The following is a 12,309-nucleotide window of genomic DNA, read 5'->3' on the forward strand; positions in this document are numbered from 1 at the left end:
AGCGCTCCTTTTTGTGGAATTGCAGCCGGACTATAATCCGGTTTTTTCAAATCGTGCTATATCATCATTCCGGCCGATTATGATCAGTATATCCCCTTCAAAGATTTTCGCATCGATGGGTGGAGAAATATTGAATCCATCATCCCTGTGTATGCCGACGATTATGCAGCCATATTTGGCGCGAAGATTCATAGATGAGACCGTTTCGCCATCGATTTTTGATGTGGCGACAATTTCAGCCATGCTGTATTTGTCGGACAGCTCGATGAAATCGATCATTTTATCAGAATTGATATGCCTGGCGATCTTCTTAGCCATGTCATGTGATGGCTGGATGACGCGATCGACCCCAATCCTTTTTAAGACCTTTGTATGATGGGAGTTCTGAGATTTTGTCCATACTTTCGGTACACCGATATCCTTCAGAAGCAGAGAAGTGAGTATACTTGCTTCAAGATCATCACCGAACGATACGAAAGCGTGGTCGACGTTCCTGACACCGAGATCGTTCAACAGACTCTCATCCATATTTCTAGTGCATACTGCGTAAGTCGCAAGTTCAGAGAACTCCTTCACTTTGTCCTCATCCTTGTCTACTGCAATCACTTCGATGCCCTGTTCATGAAACTCCTGTACGAGGGTGCCGCCGAAGTGACCGAGACCGAATACAGCAAATGACTTATTCATGCTTATCCCTCCAATCCACACAGTTATCTCTTATATCCATCGTTATACTACGCCTTAAACCGCAGGATGTAAAGTGCGGACTCGGTGCACGGCAATAAATGCAGGGAGCGCGACGTTATTCACGGCCTTAGGCACAAAGGGTTAAGAGGATAAAAATAAAACTCCCCATATTCTGCTTGAGAAATTGGGGAGTTTTGATGATAGCCTATTATCTGGAGTAGAACTCTACGATAAGCTGTTCATTGATGTCAGCGGAAAGTTCAGAACGTTCCGGCTGACGCACGAAAGTACCTTCAAGTTTTTCTTCGTCGAAAGAAAGGTATTCCGGAACGAAGTTGTTGTACTCGATGGCTTCTTTAACGATATCGAGATTCTGTGATTTCTCACGAAGTCCAATTGTTTGGCCTGCTTTAAGTGTATAGGATGGGATATCCACACGCTTGCCATCAACAGTCACGTGACCGTGGTTGACAAGTTGACGTGCTTGACGGCGCGTCCTTGCAAGACCGAGTTGATATACGACTGCATCCAAGCGGGAAGCCAGGAGAATCATGAAGTTCTCACCATGAACGCCTTTCATGTTCGCAGAACGATCGAAGATCTTGCGGAACTGGCGTTCGTTGATGCCGTACATGAAACGGAGCTTCTGCTTTTCCTGAAGCTGCATTCCGTATTCGGAAAGTTTTACCCTTTGTGTAGGTCCATGATCACCAGGGGCGTATGGACGGCGTTCCAATTCTTTGCCTGTGCCTGTCAGGGAAATTCCAAGACGGCGGGACTTTTTCCAGATTGAACCTGTAAATCGAGCCATAATGACTCCTCCTTATTGTGTTTGTATATGCAAAAAACATCATAAGGGTGACGACCACTTACATGGGCATGCGGTTTTAAGTACCTTCGCCTTATAGCATCAGTTACGCAGCACACCAACAAGGGAACCACATGCTGACATGTAATGATCATCCGCTACTTAATCCGTTCATTTACACAATGACTGATTATACATGTAGAGTAAAGGTTTGTCAACGTGGATGTAATTATATATACTGTTTCAGTACTTCCACAAAATTGCTGAGGCCGGTCCTGTCTTCCTCTGTGAAGCGGTCGAAGGAAGGCGAGTCGACGTCAAGCACACCGATTGGCTTTTCGTCAATATATATTGGGACTACAATTTCTGAACGGCTTGCCGAATCACAGGCAATATGCCCAGGGAACTGCGTTACGTCATCGACTATGAAGATATCATTGCCACGGAGTGCAAGGCCGCATACCCCTTTGCCGTTCCCGATTCGGACGCATGCAGGAAGCCCCTGGAACGGACCGAGGACCAGTTCATCCGCTGCCTCGTCATATAGGTAGAAGCCAACCCAATTAATGTCTTCGAGAAATACATTGAGGAGGCTGGCAGCATTTGACAGATTGGCGATTCTATCGCTTTCATCTTCAATAAGGCTTTTCAGCATCTGATTGAGCTGAGTGTAATCTTTAATCTGTGTTTTTGTAAACAATGAAATCACCCTATCTTATATCAATATTAGTGAATTATACATTTTAATGTTTTTTCTTTTTAATGTTTTTTCTTTCAATTTTTTAAGCTATAATCTAATTATATACTTAGGAGGTAAATGTATGTGGGTCTATGTTTTAATTATTGTTATTCTGGCCGTCGTCATCGCGATCGGTGTGCTGTTATACATGCGTAATGTCAGAAAAGAAGATATCAAAGCACAGCAGGCGAAGCTTGAAGGCGTGCGTAACCTGCCATTTCAGGATGAGCTTGTTAAAGTTAAAGACTATAACCTTCACGGCGAAGCACAGACCCTCTACAAAAAATGGCAGGCTGGATGGCAGGATGTGCTGAAGGCCGACTTGGCGTTTGTAGACACTCAACTTTCTGAGGCAGAGCAGGACGCGGAAAAATTCCGCTTCAGTGGCAGTCGTGAAAAGAGCGACGCTGCAAAACAGAAAATTGAAGAAGCAGAATCGAAATATACGGCACTGACTTCAGAGATCGGGAATTTCGTTGACTCAAATGAAGCAGGTGAGCGGAAGTTTGAAGAAGCAGAGAAGATCTATCGTGAGGCAAAACGTGATGTACTGGCGAACGGACATCAGTTTGGAGATAGTCAGCCTTCACTTGAAAAGTTGATCGAAACTTATGAACCTGAACTTAAATCCTATGAGAACCATGTCAATGAGGGAAATTACGTCACGGCGAACAAGGAAATTGACGCGGTACACGAAGAGCTCAGCATCCTGAAAAAGAGCATGGATGAAATTCCGGTGATGATCAAGGAAGTTCAGAAGGACCTGCCCCAACAGTTCCAAGAAATCCGATTCGGCTGTAGGGACCTTAAAGCGGAAGGCTACGATCTGGAACATATAAAGGTGGAAGGGAAGTTGTCGACGCTCAAAGGCAAACTCAACCTCGTCGAGCCTCTGATTTCCCGCTTGGATCTGGATGAGGCGAAGGATATATTGGATGGCATCAACGCTGAACTGGACGATATGCTTGAGCTGGTTGAACATGAAGTCAAATCAAAAACCAAAGTCGATCACGAAAAGGATATCATCACAGATGATCTGTTCCATGCAAAAGACTTGAACTACACACTAAGGACTGAAATCGATTATCTGAAAGAGTATTTCCATATAAATGAAACGGATATGCATAGAGTCCAGAAGTTCGAGCATGAAGTTGAGAATATGATAGATGTTTACGACGACATCATATCGGAGACATCAAAATCCATGGCGCGTTACAGCGAGGTGCTGGACAACCTTGAATATATCAAACAAAATATCGGTTCTATCAATGAAGAACAGAATCAAATCCAACAATATCTTATAAACCTTAGGGAGGATGAGACGGAAGCGCGGGAGAACGCACTGTTGATCCAGGATCGCAAAGAAGAAATCCATCGGGAACTCTTCGGTTCCAATCTGACGAGTGTGCCTGAAAAATTCCTTGTAATGAAAAACGAGTTGGATATTGAAGTCCAGGAAATCCATAAATATTTCAAGCGGCGCCCTTTGAATGTCCAGTACATCAAAGATAAGGTCAATGGCGCAGTCATATTGATGAACAAGTATGAGCACGAATCCTATGAGGTGCTTCAAAATGCCCGTTTGACGGAAGTCATGGTACAATACGGCAACCGCTACAGGAAAGACGATCCCGATTTCAGCCAAATGCTGAGTGAAGCGGAACGCCTATTCCGGGAAAATAGATATAAGCGTGCACTGGATATTGCACGAAACGCACTCGAGAAAGTGGAACCTGGTGCAGCACAACGTATCGAAAAAGAATTTGATGAGCAGTAGAATACAGACGACTTGGGATTCATTTCCCGAGTCTCTTTTATGTAAGGGGAGAAATTTGTGGTCTATATGGATAATGCTGCAACGACGAAACCATACAAGTCCGTTATGGAGACTTATATGAATACTGGTGATGACTATTACTTCAATACCGCCAGCATCCATATGAAAGGTCGTGAAGCGGCGCGGCTGTTGGAAGCTGCACGCACCCAAGTGAAAGGACTGGTGTGCCTTGATGAGTATGACTGCATATTCACCTCGGGAGCGACTGAAAGCAATAACCTTGTCATACAGAGCATCGTTGAAAAAAAGAAACGGTCTGGCAAGACGATACTTGCGAGCGAGATTGAGCATCCAAGCATCATGAACACCCTAGAGGCGATGAAGGAAAAAGGTTTCAGAGTCAAATACATCCGCACAACCTCAAAAGGCATGATAGACCTCTCGCATCTTGAGGCGCTTATTGATGAGGATGTTATTCTCATAACCGTGATGGCCGTCAATAATATAATAGGGAGCGTGCAACCCATACAGGAAATAGTCAGGCTGGTTGAGGGTTACCCTAAAGTGCATTTTCATGTGGATGCCACTCAAGCAGTGGGGAAAATACAAATGGACTACAATGGTGTGGACTCACTCAGCTTCAGCGGCCATAAATTCCACGGTGTAAAAGGCGTCGGGGCCTTACTCTCAAGAGATGGCGAGGCAATATTGCCAATCATTCATGGCGGGGGTCATGAGTACGGCAGAAGGAGTGGCACCGTAAACCTTCCTGGAGCGGTTGCGATGGCCAGAGCCATGCGCATATCCACAGAGGCCATGAAAGAAAATACGGCACGCATAACACGCTATAATGAACAGGTCCAGAATACGGCTGACAATCTTAAATCGATTCACATCCACCCTGGGGGCATACCGCATATCATGAACATTTCCTTTATCGGGGCGCAGGGGGAAGTTGTCGTCAATGCTCTTGGAAGACGCGGCGTTATGGTGTCGACAACAAGCGCATGTGCGTCTAAGTTGAGGAAATTGAATGAAACCTTATCGGCAATCGGATCCAGTAAAGAGAAGATAGAAGGCAGCATCCGAATCTCCTTTGGCAATATGACGACCCAGGCCGAAGTCGATCAGCTATGCGATGCTTTAGAGGCTGTACATGAAGAGATAAAGGAGGTACTGGAATGAACTACGATTATATTTTGGTGCGCTACGGAGAAATCACGTTAAAGGCAAAGAACAGGAAAATGTTCTTGAATGCACTTGAAAGAAGTATTGAACGGGCCATGGAAGGATATGATGTGACAATAGATGTGCAAAGAGACCGCGCATATGTCCAAATAAATGATGAGCCACATGAAAAAATCATGGAGGCTCTGGAGAACATAAATGGTATATTGAGTTTTTCCCCGGTCGTCAAAATTAAAACGGATGAAGAGAGCATGCTCAACACTGCGGTCGCTCTTGGGAGGGAGTTCAGGCATGGGGAAACATTTAAAATTGAAGTAAAACGCGTGGATAAGACGTATCATTTGAACACTTACGATATACAGCGTCTGCTCGGTGGATATATCTTGGAAAATATCGAAGGAATAAGTGTCGACGTCAAGCATCCAGATCATCAACTTAATGTGGAAGTACGGCCCGAGGCCATATATATGTACTATGAAGTAAGGCAAGGCGTAGGTGGGCTTCCCACAGGCACTGGCGGGAAAAGCCTCCTCATGTTGTCTGGGGGCATCGATTCCCCTGTTGCTGGCTTGGAAGTCATGAAAAAGGGAGTGGAAATTGAAGCGATCCATTTCCACTCCCCACCCTATACAAGCCCTGAAGCAACAAACAAGGTGAAAAAACTCGTGGAAATCATGTCCCGGCGCACCGGCACTGATATAAAACTCCACATAGTACCTTTTACAAAGTTGCAGACTACGATATATGAGTGGATTCCCGACAATTTCAGTATGACGACCACGCGGCGCATCATGCTTACGATTGCTGAGGAACTGGCACATACCATCAACGCCCAGGCGGTCATCAACGGCGAGAATCTGGGACAGGTCGCTTCGCAGACACTCCAGAGTATGCATGCCATCAATGCCGTTACCAGCTTTCCGGTTCTGCGTCCGCTTCTGACACTGGATAAGAACGAAATCGTCGAGAAGGCACGTGCATACGGCACTTATGAAACGTCCATCCTACCTTATGAAGATTGCTGTACGATATTCAAACCAAAAGCGCCGAAGACAAGACCATCGCTTGAAAAGGTTGAGAAGTTCGAATCAAAAGTCGATTTCCGACCGCTTATTGCAGAAGCGCTTGAAAATGTCGAATGCTTCTCTGCTGGTGAAGCGGAAGAAAAAGAAGCGTTTGCCGGGCTTCTGTAGAAGATATGGCAGAAATCGATGTGACAGTCATACTGCTGATCATTGTCCTTGGTTTCCTGGCGGCATTCATCGATGCGGTAGTGGGTGGGGGTGGGCTTATCGCCATTCCCGCATTACTTGCTACAGGCATCAGTCCGGCCACGGCTCTCGGCACCAATAAACTGGCCTCCTCCTTCGGCTCCCTGACCAGCTCTCTAAGATTCTTGAGGGCACGACATGTGGACTTTAAAATGGTCATGAAACTATTTCTCATCAGTTTCATATTTTCAGTTCTAGGGGCACTTACGGCTGTTTATACACCCGGAGAGGTGTTGAAACCACTCGTGTTGGCCATGCTGTTCATCGTCCTCATCTATACCCTGTTGAAGAAGGATTGGGGAGAGGTTGAACGTCATGCGGTCTTTACGCCCAGAAAAATAATTCTGCTCATCATTTTTGTAGTGTTGATCGGTTTCTATGACGGCTTCATGGGAGGAGGCACAGGGTCGTTCCTGATGTTTTTGATGCTGTTTACCGGGTTTGACTTTTTAAGGTCGGCCGGCAATGCAAAAGTGTTGAACTTCGCAAGTAACATCGGCGCCCTCATCCTATTTATCGTGATGGGGGAGGTCAATTATACTTATGGTCTGATCATGGGGGCAAGCATGATCCTCGGTTCGTATGCCGGTGCCCATATGGCCATCACTAAAGGCTCTGGGTACGTAAAGGGGTTGTTCATCATAGTGACTGCTGTGCTGATAATCAAAAACTTGTATGATTTTCTCCAAGCCTAAACGCAAAGAAACTTCCTCTGATCAGAGGAAGTTTCTTTGCGTTTTATGCCAGAAAGTATTATCTTTCAGCTTCAACGTCTGAATATGTTTTTTACTGAGCCTCAATTCAACCTTTTCAGTGTTTTGAACACTTATCGCTTCATTATCAAGCGACATGACAGGGTAGTAGTCGGTGTTTTTATCTATCAGTAGAGTGAGTGGCCGTTGTCTGTTGAGCAGGAAGCTCGTTCCCAGAGTCCGATACGTATTATTGTTCACGCTGCCGAGTTCGGTAACCTGCATCGATTCTATGAGTGGATCCACCACAGCCCCTCCCACTGATTTGTTGTAACCTGTCGATCCAGTAGGAGTGGAGACCAATATGCCATCACCATTAAAGTGTTCAAAAAAGAAGTCACTGATATAGATATCCATCTTCAACGTCTTTACAATGCTCGAACGCAATGTGAATTCGTTCAGGCAATAGCTCGGGTTATTGTCGTTCACCTTAACTTCTATTGTGGGATATCTTCTGACATCCATATCATCTTTTTGGAACGCTTCTTCAAGCGCCTGGATGTCCTGGTAATGAAAATCGACATAGAAATGTCTGTTGCTGTCTGCGGCGATTCCGAGATAGACGCAATCATCCCGGAAATTACTCCGGCGGACAGCTTGTAAGAAGGCACCGTCACCGCCGATGGAAGCAATGATGTCCGCTTCCTTGTCAGATTCCACGGTATGGATATCAAGGCGATCGAACAGCTTTGACAGATCCTGCTTTATCTCTTTAGTCTCATCTCCATGCGGGGCAAAGAAATATATCGTCTTATAGTTGATCAAAGATTTCACTCCCATTGGTTGTTTATTATGACTATATGTTATCATAATAGAAGTATACAGCATATTCGGAAAGGAATGTTAAAATGAAACGGATAGTCGCGGTTGTAGTGGCATTGGCTTTGTTTTTCTTTGGCATAATGGCTTCATTATTCAATATTTTATGGGCCAGTGATTGGCAGGATACATTCAATGAATATACCAACAGTGAATTCCCGCCGTCCTTCGTCGTCGAAGAAGGCAACACCAGCAATAAGATTGCCATATTGAACATAGAAGGCACCATTATGGATACGGGTCCACAAGGCGTATTCGGCTCAGAAGCATATAACCATGAATTGACAATAGAAGCTTTGAAGGAGATCATCAGCAGTGACGATATAAAAGGGATACTCCTCAATGTCAATTCACCAGGTGGAGGAGTCTACGAAAGTGCGGAGATACATAAGTATCTGATGGAAGCTAAAGAAGCCGGCAAAACAATCTACAGTTCAATGGGCGGCATGGCAGCTTCCGGTGGCTATTACGTCTCGGCCCCCGCCGATAAGATTTTTGCATCCGATGAAACGCTCACCGGCTCAATCGGTGTAATCATGCAGAGCATCAATTACAGTCAGCTTGCAGAGGATTACGGAGTAGAGTTTGAAACGTATGCCAGCGGAGATATGAAGGAAATGCTCAGCGGCCATAAAGACCCAAGCCAAGAAGAGCAGGAATATGTACAAAACATGGTTGACAGCATGTACCAGGATTTCGTTGACGTAGTGGCTGAGGGACGGGGCATGGACCAGAAAAGAGTTGAGGCATTGGCCGATGGCCGGATTTATCTCGGCGAAGATGCTATGGAGAATGGCCTTGTAGATGAGATGGGTTACCTTGAAGATGCGATGGCATCAATGAAGGAGAGCATTGGAGGGAACCCTCAAATCATCGAATACGGCCAGGGGCAAGGCAATCGACTCTCGCTCAATTATGGAGCTGCCAGCCTGATGGATCGCCTGATTGGCAAAACTGAAATCGCACAGATTGAATCTCTATTAAAGAATAGACAGGGCATAGAACCTATGTACCTGTATGAGAAATAGGGGGTATGGACGTGGAACAGACTGTCAGGGATGACTTCAGAGAGACGGATACATTAAACGACAAACTAGATCATATGGCAACAGCACATTTTTTCACAAGATTCATCAGCTACCTGATTGATATCATAGTGCTGTGGTCAGTTTCGCAGATCATCATATATCCAATTTTGAACGTGTTCGATATCAGAAGCTTTCAAATATGGATTCCGTTGTTCAGCGCAGAAAATATTTTAAATGCAATTGTCTACTTCGCCTATTTCATCCTTATGACGTACTACTTCAGGCAGACCCTAGGCAAAATGATTACAGGCATCAGCGTGGTCTCGGAATTCGGAGAACGCCTTTCATTTGGCCAAGTCATATTCAGGGAATTGATCGGCCGCTATATCAGCAACCAGTTGTTCTATCTCCCATACTTGATTGTGCTGTTCACAAAGGATAGAATCGGACTACACGACTACTTCGCAAACACGCATGTAGTCAAGAACAGCTACCAAGATTATAAAAATATGATTAAGGCACGCTATTTCAGGGAAGTTTAATATCAAAAGCAATCTACTTAGGAGGATGATTCATCAATGGCTAACGTTACTTTTAAGGGCAATCCAATGACATTGCGCGGTGAGCAGGTAAAGGTTGGAGACCAAGCGCCTGACTTTACCGCATTGAACACAGATCTTGAACAAGTCAGTCTCAATGACTTTAAAGGCAAGAAAAAATTGATCAGTGTAATACCATCAATAGACACTGGGGTATGCAGCACCCAGACCAAGACATTCAACGAACAGGCAACAAGCGTCGACAACGTTGCCGTCATCACCATTTCGAATGACTTGCCTTTTGCACAGAAAAGATGGACAGCTGATGAGGGATTGGAAAATGCAGTTACATTGAGTGACCATAGAGATTTATCATTCGGTGAAAATTACGGCGTAGTGATGGAGGAGCTGAGACTTCTTGCGAGGAGCGTCTTCGTGCTTGATGAAAACGACAAGATCCGGTACGTTGAGTACGTTCCTGAAGGAACAGACCACCCTGATTACGACAAAGCGATTGAAGCATTAAAAGCATTATAATATAATGTAGAAAGCATTTGGACTGCCATCGGCAGTCCATATTTTATTGGGGGATAATATGGAGCAGACAAAAATGGAAAAAACATACCATAGATTGATTCAGGAGACAGACCGCCTGATCGGGAAGGACGGAGCGCTCTCAAGGCTTGAGGCGTTGAGTGAGGCGCTGTTGACGGTCGAAGCGGAAGGCAGCATGGACGAGATGAGGAAAGCATTCCAATTCGCTTATCTGCAACAGGCACAGAAAGAACCTGTTCAACCGAATCATCAGATGACACCGGACAGTCTCGGTTATTTGATGTCTCATCTGATACAGCTGTTCAATGAGGATTCCATCCGCCTTCTGGACGCCGGTAGTGGAACTGGTCATCTATCAATGACGATGAAAGAACGCATGCCCGAAATTGAGTTGAATGGGGTAGAAGTGGATCCAGTCCTCGCCCAGCTCAACGCGAATCTATGTGAATTCCTGAAGGTACCAATGAATATCTATCCTCAAGACATCATAGAACCTTCTAGGGCAGGGGAAGTGGATGCAGCGGTCGGTGACCTTCCAGTAGGACATTATCCTCTTAAAGTAGAGGGCTTTACAACAGCTTTTGACGAAGGACGGAGCTACGCGCACCTATTGATGCTTGAAAGTGCCATGGCCTATGTGAAAGATGATGGAATTGGAGCATTCATCGTACCTTCAGACATGCTTGAGAAAGATAATGAAACCATCAAGAAGTATCTATCAGAAGAAGCGACATTGTTGATGTTCCTGCATTTACCGAAAACAATTTTCAAGACTGAGAAGCAGCGGAAATCCATTATGGTCATCAAAAAGAAGTTCTCTCCACTCAAAAACAATGAAGTGCTGATCGGCGAAGTGCCGGACTTTAAGAATGCCACACAGTTTAAAAACTTTTTGCAGCAGACCGAGTCATGGTATGATAGCTATGTTGGGAATTAAAGAATCAGGAGGGCGTTATGTCAAAGATTATAGCTATTAATGCAGGCAGCTCATCATTTAAATTCCAATTGTTTGAAATGCCTGAAGAAAAAGAGATAGCCAAAGGTCTTGTCGAGAGAATCGGCATGGATAATGGTATTTTTTCCATCACAGTGGATGGCCAAAAAGACACATTGAACCAAAATTTCAGAGATCATGAAGAAGCCGTTCACCTAATGTTGAAGAAATTGGTTGAATATAATGTGATTAAGGATATAAATGATATAGATGCCAGTGGGCACCGTGTCGTCCATGGAGGCGAAGTTTTTGATGATTCGGCTCTGATAGATGATAAAGTCGTTCAAGAAATCCAGGATCTGAGTGAGTTGGCGCCGTTGCATAACCCAGCGAATTTGATGGGAATCAACGCGTTCAGGGAACTTCTGCCAAACGTGCCACACGTTGCTGTCTTCGATACGTCTTTCCATCAGACCATGGCAGAGAGTTCTTATTTATACAGCTTGCCTTACCACTACTATGAAGATTACGGTATCCGTAAATATGGCTTTCATGGTACAAGCCACAAATATGTAACCAAACGGGCAAGTGAACTCTTGGACAGGCCACTTGATGAGTTGAGGCTCATCAGCTGCCACTTGGGGAATGGTGCCAGCATAGCGGCGGTGAAAGGCGGCAAGTCAATCGATACATCAATGGGATTCACGCCATTGGCAGGCGTTACCATGGGTACACGCTCAGGTAATATAGACCCGGCGCTCATTCCTTATATAATGGAAAAGACGGGCAAGTCCGCCTCAGAAGTACTCAATGTCTTGAATAAGGAATCAGGTCTACTCGGTGTAAGCGGGTTCTCAAGCGACTTGCGTGATATCGAGAATGAAGCTCAAAAAGGCAATGAGAGGGCGGTCTTGGCACTCGAAGTGTTCGGTGAGAGAATCCATAAATATATGGGGTCGTACGCCACACGCATGGGTGGTCTCGATGCGATAATATTCACGGCCGGAGTTGGAGAAAACTCCGATATTGTGCGTGCAAAAGTGCTGGAGAACCTTGAATTCATGGGTGTCTATTTCGACCCGACCATGAACGATGTCCGTGGGGAAGAGAAGTTTCTCAACCACCCATATTCTCCTGTAAAAATAATCGTCATTCCAACAGATGAAGAAGTGATGATTGCACGGGATGTAGCCAGAATTATGGGCGTCTAGA

Annotated in this window: 13 protein-coding genes; 9 read left to right on the top strand and 4 right to left on the bottom strand. The window is 45.1% G+C overall.

The window, feature by feature from the left end; genetic code table 11:
• Window positions 1–30: 30 nt before the first annotated feature.
• The 3 genes from ACFFLE_RS01140 to msrC form a co-directional block, all read right to left on the bottom strand.
• A complete protein-coding gene (locus ACFFLE_RS01140) occupies window positions 31–687 on the bottom strand; it encodes a potassium channel family protein (protein WP_380569349.1) in 657 nt (218 codons plus the stop codon).
• Between the two features lie 208 nt (window positions 688–895).
• On the bottom strand, window positions 896–1,498 hold the full coding sequence (rpsD, locus tag ACFFLE_RS01145) for a 30S ribosomal protein S4 (RefSeq protein ID WP_344702618.1): 603 nt from the start codon (window positions 1,496–1,498) through the stop codon (window positions 896–898).
• Between the two features lie 226 nt (window positions 1,499–1,724).
• The gene (msrC, locus tag ACFFLE_RS01150; RefSeq protein WP_380569620.1) at window positions 1,725–2,150 is read right to left on the bottom strand and encodes a free L-methionine (R)-S-oxide reductase MsrC; all 426 of its coding nucleotides are present in this window, start codon (window positions 2,148–2,150) and stop codon (window positions 1,725–1,727) included.
• Between the two features lie 166 nt (window positions 2,151–2,316).
• Here msrC and ACFFLE_RS01155 point away from each other — a divergent pair, with 166 nt between their 5' ends.
• The 4 genes from ACFFLE_RS01155 (at window position 2,317) to ACFFLE_RS01170 (ending at window position 7,165) form a co-directional block, all read left to right on the top strand.
• A complete protein-coding gene (locus ACFFLE_RS01155) occupies window positions 2,317–4,011 on the top strand; it encodes a septation ring formation regulator EzrA (protein ID WP_380569350.1) in 1,695 nt (564 codons plus the stop codon).
• Window positions 4,012–4,077: 66 nt separating this feature from the next.
• Window positions 4,078–5,196 carry a cysteine desulfurase family protein gene (locus ACFFLE_RS01160; protein ID WP_380569621.1) on the top strand — a complete coding sequence of 373 codons (1,119 nt, stop codon included), beginning with the start codon at window positions 4,078–4,080 and terminating at the stop codon, window positions 5,194–5,196.
• On the top strand, window positions 5,193–6,392 hold the full coding sequence (thiI, locus tag ACFFLE_RS01165) for a tRNA uracil 4-sulfurtransferase ThiI (protein ID WP_380569351.1): 1,200 nt from the start codon (window positions 5,193–5,195) through the stop codon (window positions 6,390–6,392). Before ACFFLE_RS01160 ends, thiI begins: the two co-directional genes overlap by 4 nt.
• A 5-nt stretch (window positions 6,393–6,397) precedes the next feature.
• Window positions 6,398–7,165 (top strand): TSUP family transporter, encoded by a 768-nt coding sequence (locus ACFFLE_RS01170; protein WP_380569352.1) that lies wholly within the window; start codon window positions 6,398–6,400, stop codon window positions 7,163–7,165.
• 21 nt (window positions 7,166–7,186) lie between these two features.
• Here ACFFLE_RS01170 and ACFFLE_RS01175 read toward each other — a convergent pair whose 3' ends face one another.
• Entirely contained in the window at window positions 7,187–7,987 is an 801-nt protein-coding gene (locus ACFFLE_RS01175) for an NAD kinase (protein ID WP_380569353.1), read from the bottom strand.
• Window positions 7,988–8,070: 83 nt separating this feature from the next.
• Between ACFFLE_RS01175 and sppA the strand changes: the two genes are divergently transcribed.
• From sppA to ACFFLE_RS01200, 5 genes are read left to right on the top strand one after another with little or no spacing between them, the layout of a single operon-like run.
• The gene (sppA, locus tag ACFFLE_RS01180) at window positions 8,071–9,069 is read left to right on the top strand and encodes a signal peptide peptidase SppA (RefSeq protein WP_380569354.1); all 999 of its coding nucleotides are present in this window, start codon (window positions 8,071–8,073) and stop codon (window positions 9,067–9,069) included.
• 11 nt (window positions 9,070–9,080) lie between these two features.
• A complete protein-coding gene (locus ACFFLE_RS01185) occupies window positions 9,081–9,611 on the top strand; it encodes an RDD family protein (protein ID WP_380569355.1) in 531 nt (176 codons plus the stop codon).
• A gap of 36 nt (window positions 9,612–9,647) precedes the next feature.
• On the top strand, window positions 9,648–10,145 hold the full coding sequence (tpx, locus tag ACFFLE_RS01190) for a thiol peroxidase (protein WP_380569356.1): 498 nt from the start codon (window positions 9,648–9,650) through the stop codon (window positions 10,143–10,145).
• A gap of 58 nt (window positions 10,146–10,203) precedes the next feature.
• Window positions 10,204–11,100, top strand: coding sequence for a class I SAM-dependent methyltransferase (locus ACFFLE_RS01195; protein WP_380569357.1), 897 nt, complete (start codon window positions 10,204–10,206; stop codon window positions 11,098–11,100).
• A 17-nt stretch (window positions 11,101–11,117) separates the two neighbouring features.
• Window positions 11,118–12,308, top strand: a complete 1,191-nt coding sequence (locus ACFFLE_RS01200; protein ID WP_380569358.1) for an acetate kinase — start codon at window positions 11,118–11,120, stop codon at window positions 12,306–12,308.
• Window position 12,309 lies beyond the last annotated feature (1 nt).

Origin of the sequence: Salinicoccus siamensis, assembly GCF_042429615.1 — a bacterium.
GTDB classification, from domain to species: domain Bacteria; phylum Bacillota; class Bacilli; order Staphylococcales; family Salinicoccaceae; genus Salinicoccus; species Salinicoccus siamensis.